Source organism: Amnibacterium soli (assembly GCF_039544415.1).
GTDB classification, from domain to species: domain Bacteria; phylum Actinomycetota; class Actinomycetes; order Actinomycetales; family Microbacteriaceae; genus Amnibacterium; species Amnibacterium soli.
Genome location: NZ_BAABLP010000009.1, coordinates 41,857 through 59,016 on the forward strand (window position 1 = coordinate 41,857; position 17,160 = coordinate 59,016).

Sequence of the window (17,160 nt, forward strand, 5' to 3'; positions counted from 1 at the left end):
CGAGGGGACGTGACGGACCGGCGGTCAGACCGTGCGGCGGCGGGTGGCGGCCGTGTAGATGAGCAGCGCGATGATCGCGCCGATGACCGCGCCGATGATGCCGGAGGGCTGGAGGAAGCCGTCGCTCGCGTCCGACCGGAAGATCACGTAGGCGAGGAAGCCGCCGATGAACGAGCCGATGACGCCGAGCACGATCGTGGCTCCGATGCCCATGCTCTGGCGGCCGGGGACGACCGCACGGGCGATGAAGCCCGCGATCAGTCCGACGACGATGACGGTGATGAGGGTGCCGAGGATGCCCATTGCTGCCTCCCTGTTCTGGCGCCGTGCGGCGCTGTGATGGCCCTGGTTGCGGGCTGAGCACCACTCGACCACTTCCTGGAACCGCTCGGCACACCCCTAGGGGTGTACCTTCCGCGCATGTCCACAGTGCTCGCGGAACCGCTCACGGTCGCCCTCGTCGACGACTACGACGTGGTGCTCATCGGGCTGGCGCACCTGTTCGACGACCACCGCGACCGCGTGGTCGTGGTGGAGATCGACGCGAAGACGACGCTCGACGACCGGGCCGACGTGGTGCTCTACGACTCGTTCGCGCAGCCCGAGTCGGACCACGAGGAGGTCGCGGCGCTGCTGCGCAGCCCGAAGGCCGGCTGCGTTGCGCTGTACACCTGGAACTTCCACCCCGAGCTCGTCGAGGCGGCGCTGCGCCAGGGCGCGCGCGGCTACCTCTCGAAGGCGATGACCGCGGAGGAGCTCGTGTCGGCGCTCGAGCGCATCCACGGGGGCGAGGTCGTGGTGACGGAGGTGTCGGGCCGCGTCGTCAGCGCGCCGGGACTCGACTGGCCGGGCCGCGAGCAGGGGCTCACCGACCGCGAGTCGGAGATCCTGGCGCTCATCACGCAGGGCAAGAGCAACGCCGAGGTCGCCCAGCTCACCTACCTGAGCCCGAACACGGTGAAGTCCTACATCCGCTCGATCTACCGCAAGATCGGGGTCGACAGCCGGACGCGAGCGGTGCTGTGGGGCGTCGCGAACGGGTTCCGCCCCGACCACCACCGCATCGACCACTGGCTCGGCGGCCCCTGAGCCGCAGCGTCCGACGCAGCACCTGCCGGCCGACGGCGGGTACGACGAAGGCCGGGAACGCACGAGGTGCGGTCCCGGCCTGCGTCTGGAGTACTACTCCTCGAGCTTGAGCGCCACACCGAGGGCGAAGAACGTCGGCGCCCAGTGGCCGATGAAGATGCCCCACCGGTCGGACTGCGCCTTGTCGTTCGAGTCCTTCAGCTGCGACAGGCCCCAGGAAGCGAAGCTGAGCCCGATGGAGACGAAGCCTCCCCAGTACGCGTACTCGCTCTTGAAGCCGGCATCGACCAAAGCCTTGATGGGGTTCATCCGCATCCTTTCGACGGGACTCACCCTGGCATCAGCGCGTCGGGAAAGCCTGGACGTCAGGTGCGAGCAGTCCGTCCGTCACCGCGGCGGCGACCCGGCGCATCGCCGCGCGGTCATCGGCGTCGAGCCGCGAGAAGAGCGTCCGCTCGAGGGTCTCGACGTAGCCGCACGACGCGGTCGCGAACGCGTCGGCGCCGGTCTCGCTGAGCACGACCCACGTGCCGCGCAGATCGGTCGGGCAGTCCTGCCGGTCGACGAGCCCGCGATCGGCCATGCGCCGCACCTGGTGCGAGATGCGGCTCTTCTCCCAGCCGAGCGCCTCGGCGAGCGCGCCCGCCCGGAGGCGGTGGCCCTCGGCGTCCGCGAGGCTGCGCAGCACGTCGAAGTCCGCGGCGGAGATGCCGGCGTCGCGCTGGAGGCGGTGCTCGAGGGCGCGGTCGACCCCGGCGCGCATCGCCGTCATCTCACGCCACATGACCCAATCGGCCGGGTCCAGTCCCATCGCCTCCGACATGACCGAGACGATACCACCGTGTTGTTGACGTGTCATGGATCTGTGCAAGAATGTGGACGCATCAACCGCTTCTCCGAAAGGGAATCATGGCCGACCTGAAGATCGCCGTCATCCTGGGCAGCACGCGCGAGCCCCGCAACGGCGCCGCCGTCGCGAACTGGGTGATCGAGAAGGCCGCCGGACGCGCGGCCGCCGACTACGAGCTCGTGGACCTCCGCGACTACCCCATGCCCTTCTTCGACGCGCCCGCGTCGCCCGCGTACGTGCCGCCGACCAACCCCGAGGTCCAGCGCTTCGCCGCGAAGATCGCCGAGTTCGACGGCTACGTCTTCGTCACCCCGGAGTACAACCACAGCTTCTCCGCCGTGCTGAAGAACGCGCTGGACTCGATCTACCACGAGTTCAACAACAAGGCCGCGGCCTTCGCGAGCTACGGCTCGTTCCAGGGCGCCCGCGCCGTCGAGCAGCTGCGCCTCGTCGCCTCCGAGCTCCAGCTCGCGCACGTCCGCCAGCAGCTCGGCTTCAGCCTGTTCACCGACTTCGAGAACATGTCGACCTTCACGCCGGGGCCCCAGCACGACGCGAACGCCGAGACCATGTTCACGCAGCTCGAGGCCTGGGCCGGCGCGCTCAAGGGCATCCACGGGCACGACACCGTGCCTGCGTGACCCACGCCTGACGACCGAAGCGCCCCGCTCCTCCTCCGAGGAGCGGGGCGCTTCGGTGCTCGATGGTCTTCGACGCGCGAGCGCGTCGAAGCCTGTGCTGTACCCGAGGCGCTGCACGCGCCTCAGGCTGACAGCCCATCGCTCGAACCCGCGGATCCGAGCGTTCGAAGCCCCGCCTTCAGATCGGAGGCGGGGCTTCAGTGCGCCTACAGGACCTCGGCGAAGAAGTCCTTCATCGCGGTCCAGCTGCGGCGGTCGGCCCGCTCGTCGTACTGGGCGCCGTGGTCGGGCGCGTCGGCGGTCGGCACCGTGAAGGCGTGCATCGCGCCGGAGTAGGTGACGAGCTGCCAGTCGACCTCGGGCGCGGCGCGCAGCTCGTCCTCGAAGGCCTTGACCGCCTCGTCGGGGACGACCGGGTCGGCGCCGCCGTTCAGCACGAGCAGCTTCGCCTTGATGCGCTCCGCCTCGCCCTCGGGCCCGGTCGACAGGCCGCCGTGGAAGCTGACGACGGCGCGCAGGTCCTCGCCCGCGCGCGCGAGCTGCAGGGCGGAGGAGCCGCCGAAGCAGTAGCCGATGGCGGCGAGCCGGCCGGTGTCGACGGCCTGCTCCTGGCGGAACCGCTCGAGGGCCGCGGTGAGGTGCGCGCGCCACTTCTCCTGGTCGCCGTAGTACGAGCCGGCCACACCGGCGGCCTCGGCGTCGGAGGGGCGCACGTCCGCGCCGTAGACGTCGGCGGCGAAGGCGGCGTAGCCGAGGCGCGCGAGCATGTCGCAGCGCATGCGGGTCGCGTCGGTGACGCCGAGCCAGTCGTGCACCACGAGCACGCCGGGCACCGGGCCCGTCGCGTCGGCGGGCGCGGCGAGGTAGCCGCGGTACGCGACACCGTCGGCCTCGTAGTCGACGTCGCCCGTCGTGATGCCGCCCGCGGGCTCGGGCTCGCGGTCGAGGACGGTCTGCAGCACGGATTCGTAGGACATGTCCACATCCTCGCCCCGGCGTCCTGGCCGCGCGGTCGGAAGGTGCAGGAAGGGCGCAGCGGACGGGGTCAGTACCCGGCGGGGAAGGCGAAGGCGGTGGTCGGCGCCTTCGGGGCGGAGCCGTCGGTCGTGACCACGAAGTCGATGTCCTGCCGCTTGCCGAGCGCGAGCGCCGCCGGGTCGCCCGCGTACGCCTTCCTGTTCACGAAGAGCGCGACGCGGTCGCCGTCCTTCCCGTCCTGGTAGCCGCCGACCCGGCCGCGGCCGAGGGCGACGTCCCACTCCGTGAAGACCTGGCCGAGCCGGAAGGTCTTCACCTCGGGGGACTCGACGTGGATGATCCCGGTCGTGTCGTGGGTGTGGATCGCTGCGATCCGCCTCCCCGCCTCGTCGATGCCGAGCAGCGCCGGCACCCCGATGGCCCGGCCGTCCACCGTGACGGTCAGGTGCTCGTGGATGTGCAGCGCCTCCCCCTCCGCCGTCAGCATCGGCAGCCCCGCGGCCTCCGCCCGGGCCTCGACGTCCGCCGGCGCCGCCCACGGCGGAGCGCTCGTGCGCCCGGCGACGGCCTCCCCGGCGCCGGCGCCGCGGGAGAGCAGCACGGCGGCGGTGACGCCCGCGGCGACCACCACCACGACGACCGCGACGAGCACGGCGACGAGCCTCCGCCGACGGCCCGTGCGGCGCGCGGTCTCCGCCCGATCCGCCGCTGCTCGATCCCGTGCCTGCTGCCTGCTCGACGCGCCCACGGCGCCAGTCTCGCCGATCGCCGCGGCCGCACCCGTCACGCGACGGAAACAGCGGACGGGTTGAATCGCCCTCCTCGGCGAGAAGGAGCAGACGTGGCGGACATGGTGATCGCGGGCGACCGCGTGCTCGTGGGCGACGGCTTCCGCCCGGCCGCGGTGTTCGTGGCGGACGGCCGCATCGCCCGCGTCGGCGCGATCGAGGAGGCCCCGGACGACGCGGTCCGCCTCGCGCCCGACGAGGTGCTGCTGCCCGGCCTCGTCGACACGCACGTGCACGTGAACGAGCCAGGCCGCACGGAGTGGGAGGGGTTCCGCACCGCGACCGCGGCGGCCGCTGCCGGCGGCGTGACCACGCTGATCGACATGCCGCTGAACGCGATCCCGCCCACGGTCGACGTGCCCGCGCTCGAGGTGAAGCGGGCCGCCGCCGCACCGGCCGCGCTCGTCGACGTCGGGTTCTGGGGCGGCGCCGTCCCCGCGTCGCTGGGGCGGCTGCGCGCGCTGTGGGACGAGGGCGTCTTCGGCTTCAAGTGCTTCCTCGCCCCCTCCGGGGTGGACGAGTTCCCGCACCTCGTCCGCGAGCAGCTCGACGCCGCGCTCGACGAGCTGGCGGCGTTCGACGGCCTCCTGATCGTGCACGCGGAGGACCCGGCGGTGCTCGACCGCGCCGCGAACGCGGGCGGCCGCGACTACCCGGCCTTCGTCGCCTCGCGGCCGGAGGAGGCCGAGACCGCCGCGATCCGCGCCGTGCTCGACGGGCTGCGGCGCACCGGCGGCAGGGCGCACGTGCTGCACCTGTCGGCGGCGTCGGCCGTGCCGCTGGTCCGGGAGGCGAAGGCCGAGGGGCTGCGGATCACCGCGGAGACCTGCCCGCACTACCTCGTGTTCGACGAGGGGCACATCCCCTCCGGCGCGACCGAGTACAAGTGCTGCCCGCCGATCCGCGACGCCGCGAACCAGGACGCGCTGTGGGCGGCGCTCGTCGACGGCACGATCGACCTCGTCGTCAGCGACCACAGCCCCTCCACCGCCGAGCGCAAGTTCGCGGGCGACGGCGACTTCCAGGTGGCGTGGGGCGGCATCGCGGGGCTGCAGTTCGGGCTGCCGGCGGTGTGGACGGAGGCGCGGCGCCGCGGGGTGCCGCTCGAGACCGTCGTCGGCTGGTTCTCGCGCGCGACCGCGGACTTCGTCGGGCTCACGGCGAAGGGGCGCATCGAGGCCGGGGCGGACGCCGACCTCGCGGTGTTCGCGCCGGATGAGGCGCACCGCGTCGAGGTCGACGAGCTGCGCTTCCGCAACCCGGTCAGCGCGTACCTGGGCCACGACCTCGTCGGCGTCGTGCGCCGCACGGTCCTGGCGGGGACCCCGATCGACCCGGCGGCCCCGCCGCGCGGCCGGCTGCTCAGGCGGGGCTGACCGCCGGGCGGTGCCACTCGTAGGGCGTCGTGGCCGACACCTTCACGAACCCGCTGCGCTCGAGGATCGGGCGGGAGAACTCGGTCGAGTCGCTGTTGATCCAGCGCACGCCGCGCGCGAGCGCCGACCTCGCCCGCTCTGCCGTCAGCGCCCGATAGATCCCGCGACCGCGCCAGGCCGGGTCGGTCGCGCCGCCCCAGATGCCGGCGAAGTCCGTGCCGGGCACCGGCTCCAGGCGCCCGGAGCAGACGACCTCGCCGTCCGCCTCCGCGATCCACACCTCCGCGCCGCGGGCGACGCGGCCGAGCAGGTCGGCGACCCGCTCCTCCCGCGGCTCCCCCTCGAACACGCGGTCGGCGGCGTAGGAGGCGCGGCGCACGTCCTCGTCCGTCTCGGCCCGGCGCACGGTCACCCCGTCGGGCAGCGGCAGGTCGAGCGCGAGCAGCTCGGCGCCGCCGATCATGATCGACTCCGGCTCCTGCGGCACGAAGCCGGCCTCGACCAGCGCCTCGTGGAGGCCTCCGGCGGCGTCGTGCGCGCGGGTCTTCCACTCCACCTCCTGCACCGCCGGGTCGACGGCGAGGAACGCCGTGGCGGCGCGGACCAGCGCCCGCACGCCGCGCGGGTCGAGGCCGCCGAGGTCGCGGCCGCTGATGAACCCGCGGCCCTCGGCGAAGACGCCGATCCAGAGCGGGCCGAGGCGGAAGCGGCGCTCGGCGCCGATCGCCTCGTGCTCGCCGCGCAGCTGGGCGTCGTAGGCGGCGAGCAGGGCGGAGGCGTCCGTCATCGATGTCCTGTCCGGGCGGGCGCCCCTCGTGTCACACGCCCGACACATCCGGATGCGAGGGTCGGCGCATGTCGATCGTGCTCGGTCCGTTCCAGTACGGCAAGGCGGAGACGCGCCTCGTCCGCATCCGCCGCGACACCCCGCGGCACGGGATCACCGACCTGAACGTCTCGATCGCGCTGCAGGGCGACTTCGCGGCCGCGTACCTCGAGGGCGACCAGCGCACCGTGCTGCCGACGGACACGCAGAAGAACACCGCCTACGTCTGGGCGAAGAAGATGGATCCGGACCCGATCGAGGCGTACGGCCTGTCGCTGGCCCGCCACTTCGTCGACGACGTCGAGCCCGTATCGGGCGCGCGCATCGAGATCCAGCGCTACGACTGGACCCGGGTGCCGGTCGACGGCAGCGACCACGACCACACCTTCGTGCGGTCGGGTCAGGAGGTGCGCACCGCCGCGGTCACGGTGGAGCCGTCGGCCTTCCACGTGGTCCAGGGCTTCACCGACCTGATCGTGCTGAAGAGCACCGGCAGCCACTTCAAGGACTTCCTCGTCGACGGGTACACGACGCTGCAGCCCACCGACGACCGCATCATGGCCACCTCGCTCACCGCCCGCTGGCGGCTCACCGACCCGGCCGCCGACGTCGACTGGAACGCGATGTACGCGGGCGTGAAGACGGTCATGCTCGAGACCTACGCGACCCTCGACTCCTACGCCCTGCAGCAGACGCTGTGGCACATGGCGCGCGCGGCGATGGAGGCGTACCCCGCGATCGCCGAGATGCGCCTCGAGGCGCCGAACAAGCACCACTTCCTCGTCGACTTCTCGCGGTTCGACGAGTCGAACGAGAACGAGGTCTTCCACGCGGACGACCGCCCCTACGGTCTGATCCACGCCTCCGCGGTCCGCGACGACGCCGCGCCCGCGGGCGCGGCCTGGTCCGCCTACACCGGGCTGGTCTGACCCCTCTCTGCTGCGGGGATCCGGTGTCGCCCGCGGACCAGGCCCGGATCCGACAGCATGGCCGGATGCCGCGCATCGTGCTGTTCGACCTCGACGGCACGCTGGTGGACGGCGGCGGGCTGCCGGACGCCATGCGGGCGACCTGCGCCGCACTGGCCGAGGACCTGCCGGGCGTGCGCGCCGAGGACCTCGCGGCGGCGAACACCGCCGCCTGGCAGCGCCTCTGGCCGGAGCTCGAGACGGACTACATGCTCGGCGGCAGGCGCGGCGACGACGTCGGCCGCGAGGTCTGGCGCGCCGCGCTCGCGGCCTGCGGCGTCGAGGACCCCGCGCAGCTCGAGCGCGCGGAGCAGGAGTGGGCGCGGCAGGAGCGGGCCTCGCTGCGCCTCTACCCCGACGTGCTGCCGGCCCTCGAGGCGCTCGAGCGCGACGGCGTGCGGCTCGGCATGGTGACGAACGGCGCGTCGGTCGTGCAGCGCGGCAAGCTGGCGGCGGTCGGGCTGGCCGACCGCTTCGACCCGCTCGTGGTCTCGAGCGACGCCGGGGTGATGAAGCCCGACCCCGTGATCTTCGAGATCGCCCTCGCCGCGGCCGGGGAGCCGGCCGCCGAGACCTGGTTCGTCGGCGACAACCTGTGGCACGACATGCCGGGCGCGCTCGAGGTGGGCATCCGCGGCCTCTGGCTCAGCCGCGACGGTCGGTCGCTGCCGGAGGACGGGCCGAGGCCCGACGCGGTGCTGTCGTCCCTCGCCGAGCTCCGCGGGTCCGCAGGACCGCGTTGACACGGCGCATCCGGAGCCCTCGGGCGCAGCCTGTCGCCGGAGCGCTGCGGATCCGCCGAGGAGCTGCGGATCCGCGATCAGATCAGGAGCCGCGGTAGGTGCTGTAGGCGAAGGGGCTCAGCAGCAGGGGCACGTGGTAGTGCTCGGTGCCGGAGACGCGGAACGTGATCTGCACCTCGGGGTAGAAGCTCGGTCGCCGCGTCGCCTCGAAGTAGTCGCCGGTGGCGAAGGTGAGGCGGTAGACGCCCGCCTCCGCGCGCTCGGGACCGAGCTCGGCGATGCGGCCGTCCGCGTCGGTCGCTCCGCCGCCCACCTCCGACCAGCCGTCCGGCGTCTGCCGGTCGAGCGTGACCCCGACGCCGACCGCGGGGGTGCCGAAGGCGGCGTCGAGCACGTGGGTGGTGACCTGGCTCACGCGTCCTCCCCGAACAGCGTCCGGAGGCGGAGCGCCGCGATCTGCCGCAGCTGCTCCTTCGCCTCCGCCGCCTCGGTCTCGTCGTCGTCCTTCAGCCGCCGCTGCAGCTCGTCGAGGACCTCCTGCCGCGAGCGGCCGGCCGCGCGGATCAGGAAGACCCGGCCGAACCGCTGCTCGTAGACGTCGTTGCCGCGGGCGATCGCGGCGTCGACGCCCTCGTCGTTGCGGCCGAGCGCGGCCTGCTCGCCGGCGGACAGCAACGCGGAGGAGCCGTCGCCCTCGGCGCGCTCGCCGATGCGCGGGTGGTGCGCCACGGCCTCGTCGAGCTCCCCGTCCGTCAGGTCCTGGGCGGCCCGGTCGCCGGCGGCGACGAGGTCCTCGACCGTCGGATAGGGGCCGCCCGCGGCGACCTCGTCGACCCACCGGGCGATCCCGAGGGCCGCGGCGAGCCGGTCGCGCGCGGCCGGGGTGGAGGTGTCGATCACCCCGCTCACACTAGGGCGAGCGGGCTAGGCGACGCCCTCGGGGGCGACGGCGGCGGGCACGGGCCGCCGCTCCTTCGGCTGCCGCGCGGCGCCGGACGCGAGCCCCGCCGCGGCGATCAGGGCCAGCACGACGAGCAGCGCCCGCAGGATGCCGGTGTGCTCGCCGATCAGGCCGATCAGCGGCGGACCGACCAGGAACGCGGTGTAGCCGATCGTCGCGACGGCGCCGACCGTGGCGGTCGCCGTGCGGGGGTCGTCGGCGGCGGCGGACATCCCCACCGGGAAGCCGAGCGAGGCGCCGAGCCCCCACAGCACGACCCCGGCGACGGCGATCCCGTCCACCGGCACGGTGATCACGACGAGCAGGCCGACCACGGCGAGCGCCGCGGAGACCCGCAGCACCGGCACCCGGCCGTAGCGGTCGAGGAAGACGACGCCGACGATGCGGCCCACCGTCATCGCGGCCAGGAAGAGGCCGAGCACCGCGGCACCGCCCGGATTGTCGAAGCCGTGGCCGTCGACCATCGCGAGGCTCAGCCAGTCGTTCGCGCTGCCCTCTGCGAACGCCATCCCGAGCACGATGACGCCGATCAGCAGCACACGGGGGTCCTTCCACACCGCGAGGCGCGACCGGAAGCCGCCGACAGGCGCCCCCGCGTCCTCCTGCGGCTGCTCGGCGGGCTGCAGGAACCGCACGAGCACGAGGTTCGTGACGAGCGCGACCACGCCGACACCGACGAAGTGCACCCCGATCGGCACGTCGAGCAGCTCCAGCAGCGCGCCGACGCCCGCGCCGAGCACGGTGCCGCCGCTGAAGGAGGCGTGGAACAGCGGCATCAGCGTGCGTCCGATGGCCCGCTCGTTGGCGGCGCCGGACAGGTTCATCGCCACGTCGACCGTGCTCGAGGCGCCGACGACGAGCAGCACGAGGAAGATCGGCGCGAACGCCGGCACGAACGCGACGACGAAGCCGAGCGCGATCATCGCGACGCTCACGGCGGTGTAGGCCCAGAGGATCGTGCGCGTGGCGCCGAGCCGGGCGATGACGTGGCTGGCGGTGACCACGCCGACGATCGACCCGGCGCTCAGACCGAGGATCAGGAAGCCCATCTCCTGCGTGCTCGCCTGCAGCAGGTCCCGGACCGCCGGCACCCGGCTCGCCCACGTCGCGAACACGAAGCCGCAGAGCGCGAAGATCGTGAAGACCGCGTTGCGCCAGCGCTTGAGGACGGGTGACGGGCTCGTCCTGGTGGTGCGCACCGCGCCACGGTACGGTCCGCAACCGCTTGCCGGCCAACGAAGGGGAGCACGGGATGACGGACGTCGTGGGGGTCGTGCTCGCGGCCGGGTCGGGGAACCGGTTCGGCGGTCCGAAGGCGCTCGCGCGGACGCCGGACGGCGAGCCGTGGGTGGTCCGGGCGGTGCGGCTGCTGCAGCGCGGCGGGGCCGACGCGGTGGTCGTCGTGCTCGGCGCCGAGGCCGACCGGGCGGCGGAGCTGGTGCCCGAGGAGGCGCAGGTCGTGGTCGCGCACCGGTGGCGCGACGGGATGGGCGCGTCGCTCGCCGACGGCGTCGCGGCGCTGCCCGAGGCGGACGCCGCGCTGATCACGCTCGTCGACCTGCCCGAGCTGCCGGACGCGGTGCTCGAGCGCGTGCTCGACGGCGGCACCGAGCGGGACCGCATCGCCCGCGCCGTCTACGACGGCCGGCCCGGGCACCCCGTGCTGCTCGGCCGCGACCACTGGGCCGGGTTCCGCGACTCGCTGCACGGCGACGAGGGCGGACGGGTCTACCTCGAGGAGCACGACGTCGAGCACGTCGAGTGCGGCGACCTCTTCACCGGCGACGACGTCGACCACCGGTGACGAGGGGTCAGGCGGGGTCGAGCTCGCCGAGCGAGGCGTAGGCGCGGTCGATGGCCGCGACCCGACCGGCGCCCGCCGTCCCGAGACGGTGCAGCACCTCCCCCGCCAGCACGCTGAGCACGCAGGCGGCCGCGGCGTAGGAGTCGAAGGGCGAGGCGGACTGCACGGGCACGTCGAAGCGCCACCGCTCGGGGCCGCGGCGCAGAGTCGGGTCCGCGAGCACGAGCAGGTTCGGCGTCACCGCGCGCACCCCGTCGAGCACGCGGTCGAAGCCCGCCGGCCGGCGCCGCAGGCCGATCACGACGACCGCGTCGTGCTGCCCCAGCCCGACGAGCTCCTCCCCCAGCGTCTGCCCCGCCTCGGGCAGGAGGGCGACGTCGGGGCGCGCCTGCACCAGGGCCTGCCGCAGCAGCATCGCGAGCGGGTGGCCGGAGCGGAAGCCGGCGACGACCACCCGCGGCGCGGCCGCCAGCGCCGCTGCCGCCTCCTGCAGGGCCGCGCGGTCGAGGTCCGCTGCGAGGCGCCGCAGGTGCTCGACGTCGCGCGCGACCTGAGCGGCGAGCGGGTCCTCGGGGTCGTCGAGCAGCACCGGCAGGCCCGCCGCCCGCTGCGCCCGCAGGACCTCCCGCGCCTCCTGCGAGCCGGCGAAGCCGAGCCGCCGGAACAGGCGCGACACCGTCGCCTTCGAGACGCCGGTGCGCCGGGCGAGCTCGCTCGAGTTGTACAGCGCGGACTCGTCGGGCTCCGCGCGGAGGAACTCCGCGACGCGCTGCTCCTGCGGGCTCAGGCCGCCCCACGCGTCGGCGATGCGCTCGGCGAGCGCGGTCCGCGGGTCGGTCACGGCCGGTGCTGCTCGGCGACCGCGAGCACCGCCGCCTCGAACCCCGCGAGCGCGGCCGCGACGTCCTCCTCCGTCACCGTCTCGTCGGGGTGGTGGCTGATGCCGTCGTTGCCGCAGCGGAGGAACAGCATTGCGACGCCCGTGACGTCCCGCACCGCCATGCCGTCGTGGCCGGCGCGGGACCAGAGGCGCACCGGATCGGCGTCGCCCGCGGCACGGACCCCCGCCTCCACCGCGGCGACCAGCGCCGCGTCGCAGATCGTCGCGTCGGCCCGGTAGAACTCGTCCGCGCTCCACGCGACGCCCCGTCGCTCGCAGACCTCGCGAGCAGCCGCGTCGATGCGCGCGAACGCCGCGTCGCGGGCCTCGTCCGTCTCCCCGCGCAGGTCGAGCGAGAACCGGCAGACGCCCGGCACCACGTTCACGCCGCCCGGGAAGGCGCGGATGCGGCCGACCGTGCCGATCGTGCCCGTCTCGATCGCGATGCGCTCGATCTCGACGACGATCTCGGCGGCGGCGACCAGCGCGTCCCGTCGGCGCGGGTAGGGGGTGCCGCCCGCGTGGCCGGCCCGACCGGTGACCTGCAGCGCGAACCGGCGCGCGCCGGCGATGGCGGTGACCACGGCGAGGGCGCGGTCCGCGTCGATCAGGTGCGGCCCCTGCTCGATGTGCGTCTCGAGGTACCCGACGAGCTCCTCGGGGCGCCGGGCGGCCTCGCCGATCCGCGCGGGATCGAGCCCGAACGCCGTCATCGCCTGCGCGACGCTCGTCCCCGCGCGGTCGGTCGTCGCGAGCCGGTCGGCGGCGACCCGGCCCGCGAAGGCGCGGGAGCCGAGCAGCGCGTCGCCGAAGCGCGTCCCCTCCTCGTCGGTGAAGCCGATCAGCTCGAGCGCGAAGGGCAGGGCGGCGGTGTCGATCCGCTCCGCGACCTCGATGGCGAGCAGCACGCCGAGCATGCCGTCGTACCGCCCGGCGTCCGTCACGGTGTCGAGGTGGCTGCCGAGCACGAGGGCGGGCAGCCCGTCGCGCCGGCCCTCGATCCGGCCGCAGACGTTGCCCGCGGCGTCCTGCCGCACCTGCAGCCCGGCCTCCCGCATCCACTCGCCGACGAGGGCGTTCGCGGCGCGGTGCTCCTCCGAGTACGCGACGCGCTCGATCCCGCTCGGCAGCGAGGACAGCGTCGCGAGGACGTCGCAGCGGGCGATCGCCCGCGCCGCACCCGTCAGCGCGGCGGTCGTCACGCCGCGCCCGCGTACGAGTCGAGCGCCGCTTCCGTGCCGCCGCCCGCCGCGACCCGCACGCCGTGCCGGCGCAGCACCGCCTCGAGCGCGGCGAGGGTGCCGAGCACCGCGTCGCGGCGGGCGTTGTAGCCCATCGTCCCGATCCGCCAGACGCGGCCGTGCAGCGGCCCGAACGACGTGCCGATCTCGATGCCGTAGTCCTCGAGCAGCTCGGCGCGCACGGCGTCACCCGCGACCCCCTCCGGGATCTCGACGCCGAGCACGTTCGTCATGCGGTGCGCGAGGTCGCCGAACGGCACCAGGCCGAGCCCCTGCACGCCGGCGAGCATCGCCTCGCCGTGCAGGCGGTGGCGGGCGACGGAGGCGTCCAGGCCCTCCTCGAGCAGGATGCGGGCGCACTCGCGGGCGCCGTAGAGCATCGTCGTCGCCTCGGTGTGGTGGTTGAGCCGCTTCGGCCCCCAGTAGTCGAGGATCTGGGCGAGGTCGAAGTAGTTCGAGCGGATGCGGTCCTGCCGCACCGGGTCGCCCTCGGTGCGGATGCCCGCTTCGATGCTCTTCCGCGACTCGATCACGGCGACCGCGCGCGGCGACAGGGTGATGGGCGCCGAGCCGGAGGGGCCGCCGAGACACTTCTGCAGGCCGGCCGTCACGGCGTCGAGGCCCCAGGCGTCGGTGCGGAACGCGTTGCCGCCGAGGGAGGCGGTGGTGTCGCAGTAGAGCAGCACGTCGTGCTCGCGGCAGATCGCACCGAGCTCCTCGAGCGGCTGCGCGACCGTGGTGGAGGTGTCCCCGTGCACGATCGCGAGGAGCTTCGGCCGGACCTCGCGGATCGCGGCCTCGATCGCCTCGGGAGCGAACACCTGCCCCCACGGCACGTCGATCGCGTGCACCTCGGCGCCGCAGCGCTCGGCGATCTCGACGAGCAGGTGTCCGAAGCGGCCGAAGCGGGGCACGAGCACCCGGTCGCCGGGCGTGATCAACGACACGAGCGCCGCCTCGATGCCGGCGCGGGAGGTGCCGTCCACGAGCAGCGTGGCGTCGTTCGCGGTGTCGAACACCTGGCGGTAGAGGGCCTGCGTCTCCGCCATCGTCGCGGTCATGAAGGGGTCGTACTGGCCGACGAGCTGCGCCGACATCGCCTGCAGCACCCGCGGGTAGGCCGTGATCGGGCCGGGCCCCATGAGGAGGCGGGCGGGGGGATCGATCGGTCCGGCGGGCATCCTGCTCCTCGACTGCAACGACTGTTCCTGCAAGTCAAGCTACTGCAACGGATGTTTCACGCGGATGACGCCGCGGGGGCCGGTCTCAGTACGACGCGCACCGCGGACCGTTCATGGCCGCGGAGCGTCACGGCGGCGGCGCTCCGATCAGCGCAGCGACGCGGCGAGGTGGATCAGGGCGTCGTCGCTGTGGCGCGGGCCGACCAGGCAGACCCCGAGCGGCGCCCCGCCGATCTCGAGCAGCGGGGCCGACAGCGCGGGCGCGCCGAGGATCCCGGCGACGCAGGTGAGGCGGAGGGTCTGCGTTCGCACCGCATCGACCGCGGCCGCGTCGGCGGTGGCCTGCGGTGCGACGGACGCCGCCGACGGCAGCAGCAGCACCGCGCCCTGCAGCGCGCGGGTGAACCGCCGCCGGTGGTCCTCGAGCTCGAAGCGGGCGAGGTCCGCCTCCTCGTCCAGCACGTCGGCGGCGGCCTCGAACCGTGCCGCGACGGCACCGGAGACCGCGCCGGGGTGCGCGGTGAGCCACGCGCCGTCCGCCTGCCACGCCTCGTGGGCCTGCACGACGCGGAACGCCTCCTGCGCGGCGGCCACGTCGCCGAGGTCGACCTGCCCCACGTCGCCCAGGCGGTGCGTCCACGCCTCGAACGCCCTGCGGACCGTGCCGTCGAGCCCGGCCAGCAGGCCCGGCGCCGTGACGAAGCGATCGGGCGCGGGCACGGCCGGTGCGCCGACCGCCGAGACGCGGGAGCACGCCGCCAGCACCGCGCGGTCGCGGGTGAGCCAGCCGATCGTGTCGAAGCTCGGCGCGAGGGGCAGCAGCCCCTTGCGCGCGATGCGGCCGTGCGTCGTGCGCAGTCCCCAGAGCCCCTGGTAGGAGGCGGGGACGCGGATCGAGCCGCCGGTGTCGGTCGCGAGCCCGATGTCCGCCTGCCCGAGCGCGACCGCGGAGGCGGGCCCGCTCGACGAGCCGCCCGGCAGCGCGCCGGGCACGCGGGCGTTCGGGGGCGTGCCGTGGTGCGGGTTCGCGCCGGCGATCGAGTACGCGAACTCGTCGGTGTGCGCGATGCCGGTCAGGTCCGCGCCCGCCTCCAGCAGCGCCCGGACGCTCGGCGCCGTGTGCTGCTGGACCACCGCGTGCGCCAGGTACTCGGGCACCCCGGCGCCGATGCGGTGGCCGGCCACGGCGAACAGGTCCTTCACCGCGAGGCGCTTCCCGACCAGCGGCCCCTCGGCGGCACCGCGCACCAGCGGGGTGCCGACCGTCCGCCAGATGCGGGCGTCCACCGCGGGCGCCGGGTTCGCGACGTGGGCGACGAGCACCTGCCAGCCGACCGCCCCGCGCCGCCACACCTGCGTCTGCTGCCCGCGTCCGCCGGTCCGCGGCGCGAGCTCCGCCACCACCACGGCCGCGTCGTCGCCGAGCACGCGCACGTGGACCGCGGCGATCCGGCGCTTCGGCGCACCGCCGCGACCGCGCCGGAAGGCCGCGATCGCGTCGTGGCCCACGAGCAGCCCGCCCGCGTCCCCCCGCAGCGTCGACGGGCCGTCGGTGAACAACGCGTCGAGCTCGGGCACGTCGTCCGCCATCAGCGCCCGCTCGTAGCGCCAGAACGCGTCGAGCAGCCCCGCGGGCACCGCCCCGTCGGCGTGGACGGGCGCGCCCGCGTCGACCTCCTGCTCAGGCATCGAAGTCCGCGATCCGGATCCTGGCGTGCACGCCCTTGACCAGGTCGACGACCTGCGAGATGTCGAAGTCCGTCGCGGCCGACAGGTAAGCGAGCGCGTTCGCCCGGTCCATGCCGAAGCGGGCATGCAGCAGCTCGATGGCGGCGCGCACGCAGTGCTGCACCGCCTCGTCGAGGTCCTCGCTCAGCCCGGTGGGCACCAGGTACTCCGGCGTGACGACCAGCGGCCCGGTCACGACGCCGTACTCCTCGAGCGCCGCCGACCTCGGGACCACCGAGAACCGGAGGGTCGCCCGCAGCGACGCCTCCATCGCGGTGAGCGCGACCTCGCCGTCGCCCTGCGCGAAGTGCGGGTCGCCGACGTAGGCCAGCGCGTCCGGCACCTGCACGGGCAGCAGCAGCGCGGTGCCGGTGACGAGCAGGTTGACGTCGATGTTGCCGCCGTGCGCCCCGGGCGGCACCGAGTGCGGGCGCTCGTCCCCGGCCGCCGCGACGCCCATGATCCCGAGGAACGGTGCGAGCGGGAACCGGACGACCGCGTCGGAGCCGGCGGCGCGCGGCAGCACGCCGACCAGGGCCCCGTCCCGCTCATCGACCGCGGCGAACACGCTCACCGGCTCCGCCCCCTCCGGGTACTCCCCCGGCAGCGCGCCGCGACCGTGCCGGTTCGACACGACGCCGTACGGCACCCGGGGCTCCAGCCCGAGCACGTCGATGCGCAGCAGGTCGCCCGGCTGCGCGCCGCGCACCGCGATCGGGCCGGTGACCACGTGCGGGCCGTCGGCCTCGTCCCGGGTGCACTCCGCGGCGATGCGCACGGCGTCCTCGAGCACCAGCTCGGCGGGCACCCCCTCCCGGGCGAAGAACGCGAGCGGGTCCTGGCCCTGGTCGGGCAGCAGGCCCTCGTGCGACAGGGCGTCGACGGTGACGACGTCGCCGGAGTCCACGGTCAGGACCGGCTCGTCGGCGCCGCACGGGAGGCGGCCCCAGAGCACGGTGTCGGGGGTCGACGGCAGGTAGACCGCCGCATCGGATCCGGGCTGGACCGCGGTCCACCGGGACGGGTCGAAGCGCATCCCACCTCCTGCTCATCCGCTCTCGCGTGCGCTCACGGTATCCGGCGGGCGCGCCGTGCCGGTTGGATGG

20 protein-coding genes are annotated in these 17,160 nt (G+C 74.5%); 6 read left to right on the forward strand and 14 right to left on the reverse strand.

The window, feature by feature from the left end:
- Positions 1-24: 24 nt before the first annotated feature.
- Positions 25-303: a GlsB/YeaQ/YmgE family stress response membrane protein gene (locus tag ABEA53_RS15750; protein WP_345482270.1), complete on the reverse strand. Its 279-nt coding sequence runs from the start codon at positions 301-303 to the stop codon at positions 25-27.
- Positions 304-420: 117 nt separating this feature from the next.
- Between ABEA53_RS15750 and ABEA53_RS15755 the strand changes: the two genes are divergently transcribed.
- Positions 421-1,089 (forward strand): response regulator transcription factor, encoded by a 669-nt coding sequence (locus ABEA53_RS15755; protein WP_345482271.1) that lies wholly within the window; start codon positions 421-423, stop codon positions 1,087-1,089.
- Positions 1,090-1,182: 93 nt separating this feature from the next.
- On the opposite strand, the gene ABEA53_RS15760 is transcribed toward ABEA53_RS15755, so the two are convergent.
- Both ABEA53_RS15760 and ABEA53_RS15765 read right to left on the reverse strand, forming a co-directional pair.
- Complete coding sequence (locus ABEA53_RS15760) at positions 1,183-1,398, reverse strand: hypothetical protein (protein WP_345482272.1); 216 nt, start codon at positions 1,396-1,398, stop codon at positions 1,183-1,185.
- 31 nt (positions 1,399-1,429) lie between these two features.
- The gene (locus ABEA53_RS15765) at positions 1,430-1,912 is read right to left on the reverse strand and encodes a MarR family winged helix-turn-helix transcriptional regulator (RefSeq protein WP_345482273.1); all 483 of its coding nucleotides are present in this window, start codon (positions 1,910-1,912) and stop codon (positions 1,430-1,432) included.
- Positions 1,913-1,998: 86 nt separating this feature from the next.
- Between ABEA53_RS15765 and ABEA53_RS15770 the strand changes: the two genes are divergently transcribed.
- Positions 1,999-2,580, forward strand: coding sequence for an NADPH-dependent FMN reductase (locus ABEA53_RS15770; RefSeq protein ID WP_345482274.1), 582 nt, complete (start codon positions 1,999-2,001; stop codon positions 2,578-2,580).
- A 206-nt stretch (positions 2,581-2,786) separates the two neighbouring features.
- Here the strand turns inward: ABEA53_RS15770 and ABEA53_RS15775 are convergent, their stop codons facing one another.
- Both ABEA53_RS15775 and ABEA53_RS15780 read right to left on the reverse strand, forming a co-directional pair.
- Positions 2,787-3,557 (reverse strand): dienelactone hydrolase family protein, encoded by a 771-nt coding sequence (locus tag ABEA53_RS15775; protein ID WP_345482275.1) that lies wholly within the window; start codon positions 3,555-3,557, stop codon positions 2,787-2,789.
- A 68-nt stretch (positions 3,558-3,625) separates the two neighbouring features.
- A complete protein-coding gene (locus ABEA53_RS15780) occupies positions 3,626-4,210 on the reverse strand; it encodes a hypothetical protein (RefSeq protein WP_345482276.1) in 585 nt (194 codons plus the stop codon).
- Between the two features lie 198 nt (positions 4,211-4,408).
- On the opposite strand from ABEA53_RS15780, the gene allB reads away from it, so the two are divergent.
- Complete coding sequence (gene allB, locus ABEA53_RS15785; protein WP_345482383.1) at positions 4,409-5,722, forward strand: allantoinase AllB; 1,314 nt, start codon at positions 4,409-4,411, stop codon at positions 5,720-5,722.
- Here allB and ABEA53_RS15790 read toward each other — a convergent pair.
- Complete coding sequence (locus ABEA53_RS15790) at positions 5,709-6,509, reverse strand: GNAT family N-acetyltransferase (RefSeq protein ID WP_345482277.1); 801 nt, start codon at positions 6,507-6,509, stop codon at positions 5,709-5,711. The two genes, allB and ABEA53_RS15790, sit on opposite strands and share 14 nt — an antisense overlap.
- A 68-nt stretch (positions 6,510-6,577) precedes the next feature.
- On the opposite strand from ABEA53_RS15790, the gene pucL reads away from it, so the two are divergent.
- Complete coding sequence (pucL, locus tag ABEA53_RS15795; protein WP_345482278.1) at positions 6,578-7,477, forward strand: factor-independent urate hydroxylase; 900 nt, start codon at positions 6,578-6,580, stop codon at positions 7,475-7,477.
- Between the two features lie 65 nt (positions 7,478-7,542).
- Positions 7,543-8,259, forward strand: a complete 717-nt coding sequence (locus ABEA53_RS15800) for an HAD family hydrolase (RefSeq protein WP_345482279.1) — start codon at positions 7,543-7,545, stop codon at positions 8,257-8,259.
- An 82-nt stretch (positions 8,260-8,341) separates the two neighbouring features.
- Here ABEA53_RS15800 and uraH read toward each other — a convergent pair whose 3' ends face one another.
- From uraH to ABEA53_RS15815, 3 genes are read right to left on the reverse strand one after another with little or no spacing between them, the layout of a single operon-like run.
- Entirely contained in the window at positions 8,342-8,674 is a 333-nt protein-coding gene (uraH, locus tag ABEA53_RS15805; RefSeq protein ID WP_345482280.1) for a hydroxyisourate hydrolase, read from the reverse strand.
- Positions 8,671-9,159: a 2-oxo-4-hydroxy-4-carboxy-5-ureidoimidazoline decarboxylase gene (gene uraD / locus ABEA53_RS15810; protein ID WP_345482281.1), complete on the reverse strand. Its 489-nt coding sequence runs from the start codon at positions 9,157-9,159 to the stop codon at positions 8,671-8,673. Before uraD ends, uraH begins: the two co-directional genes overlap by 4 nt.
- Positions 9,160-9,183: 24 nt before the next feature.
- On the reverse strand, positions 9,184-10,419 hold the full coding sequence (locus ABEA53_RS15815) for an MFS transporter (RefSeq protein ID WP_345482282.1): 1,236 nt from the start codon (positions 10,417-10,419) through the stop codon (positions 9,184-9,186).
- A gap of 53 nt (positions 10,420-10,472) precedes the next feature.
- On the opposite strand from ABEA53_RS15815, the gene ABEA53_RS15820 reads away from it, so the two are divergent.
- On the forward strand, positions 10,473-11,024 hold the full coding sequence (locus ABEA53_RS15820) for a nucleotidyltransferase family protein (RefSeq protein WP_345482283.1): 552 nt from the start codon (positions 10,473-10,475) through the stop codon (positions 11,022-11,024).
- A gap of 7 nt (positions 11,025-11,031) precedes the next feature.
- Here the strand turns inward: ABEA53_RS15820 and ABEA53_RS15825 are convergent, their stop codons facing one another.
- From ABEA53_RS15825 to ABEA53_RS15845, 5 genes are all read right to left on the reverse strand, one after another.
- Positions 11,032-11,865: a MurR/RpiR family transcriptional regulator gene (locus ABEA53_RS15825; protein WP_345482284.1), complete on the reverse strand. Its 834-nt coding sequence runs from the start codon at positions 11,863-11,865 to the stop codon at positions 11,032-11,034.
- Positions 11,862-13,106 carry an allantoate amidohydrolase gene (locus ABEA53_RS15830; RefSeq protein WP_345482285.1) on the reverse strand — a complete coding sequence of 415 codons (1,245 nt, stop codon included), beginning with the start codon at positions 13,104-13,106 and terminating at the stop codon, positions 11,862-11,864. Before ABEA53_RS15830 ends, ABEA53_RS15825 begins: the two co-directional genes overlap by 4 nt.
- Entirely contained in the window at positions 13,103-14,326 is a 1,224-nt protein-coding gene (locus ABEA53_RS15835) for a pyridoxal-phosphate-dependent aminotransferase family protein (RefSeq protein ID WP_345482286.1), read from the reverse strand. The genes ABEA53_RS15830 and ABEA53_RS15835 overlap by 4 nt, the downstream gene beginning before the upstream one ends.
- A 147-nt stretch (positions 14,327-14,473) precedes the next feature.
- Complete coding sequence (locus ABEA53_RS15840) at positions 14,474-16,015, reverse strand: AtzH-like domain-containing protein (RefSeq protein WP_345482287.1); 1,542 nt, start codon at positions 16,013-16,015, stop codon at positions 14,474-14,476.
- Positions 16,008-17,090, reverse strand: coding sequence for an acetamidase/formamidase family protein (locus tag ABEA53_RS15845; protein ID WP_345482288.1), 1,083 nt, complete (start codon positions 17,088-17,090; stop codon positions 16,008-16,010). Before ABEA53_RS15845 ends, ABEA53_RS15840 begins: the two co-directional genes overlap by 8 nt.
- Positions 17,091-17,160: the final 70 nt, after the last annotated feature.

Excerpts from the sequence above, each read along its gene's own strand:
- allB (WP_345482383.1), top strand. The coding sequence starts at position 4,409 with ATGGTGATCGCGGGCGACCGCGTGCTCGTGGGCGACGGCTTCCGCCCG.
- ABEA53_RS15765 (WP_345482273.1), bottom strand. The coding sequence starts at position 1,912 with ATGTCGGAGGCGATGGGACTGGACCCGGCCGATTGGGTCATGTGGCGT.
- pucL (WP_345482278.1), top strand. The coding sequence starts at position 6,578 with ATGTCGATCGTGCTCGGTCCGTTCCAGTACGGCAAGGCGGAGACGCGC.
- ABEA53_RS15750 (WP_345482270.1), bottom strand. The coding sequence starts at position 303 with ATGGGCATCCTCGGCACCCTCATCACCGTCATCGTCGTCGGACTGATC.
- ABEA53_RS15755 (WP_345482271.1), top strand. The coding sequence starts at position 421 with ATGTCCACAGTGCTCGCGGAACCGCTCACGGTCGCCCTCGTCGACGAC.
- ABEA53_RS15840 (WP_345482287.1), bottom strand. The coding sequence starts at position 16,015 with ATGCCTGAGCAGGAGGTCGACGCGGGCGCGCCCGTCCACGCCGACGGG.
- ABEA53_RS15835 (WP_345482286.1), bottom strand. The coding sequence starts at position 14,326 with ATGCCCGCCGGACCGATCGATCCCCCCGCCCGCCTCCTCATGGGGCCC.
- ABEA53_RS15845 (WP_345482288.1), bottom strand. The coding sequence starts at position 17,090 with ATGCGCTTCGACCCGTCCCGGTGGACCGCGGTCCAGCCCGGATCCGAT.
- ABEA53_RS15790 (WP_345482277.1), bottom strand. The coding sequence starts at position 6,509 with ATGACGGACGCCTCCGCCCTGCTCGCCGCCTACGACGCCCAGCTGCGC.
- ABEA53_RS15820 (WP_345482283.1), top strand. The coding sequence starts at position 10,473 with ATGACGGACGTCGTGGGGGTCGTGCTCGCGGCCGGGTCGGGGAACCGG.
- ABEA53_RS15760 (WP_345482272.1), bottom strand. The coding sequence starts at position 1,398 with ATGAACCCCATCAAGGCTTTGGTCGATGCCGGCTTCAAGAGCGAGTAC.
- ABEA53_RS15775 (WP_345482275.1), bottom strand. The coding sequence starts at position 3,557 with ATGTCCTACGAATCCGTGCTGCAGACCGTCCTCGACCGCGAGCCCGAG.
- ABEA53_RS15770 (WP_345482274.1), top strand. The coding sequence starts at position 1,999 with ATGGCCGACCTGAAGATCGCCGTCATCCTGGGCAGCACGCGCGAGCCC.
- ABEA53_RS15800 (WP_345482279.1), top strand. The coding sequence starts at position 7,543 with ATGCCGCGCATCGTGCTGTTCGACCTCGACGGCACGCTGGTGGACGGC.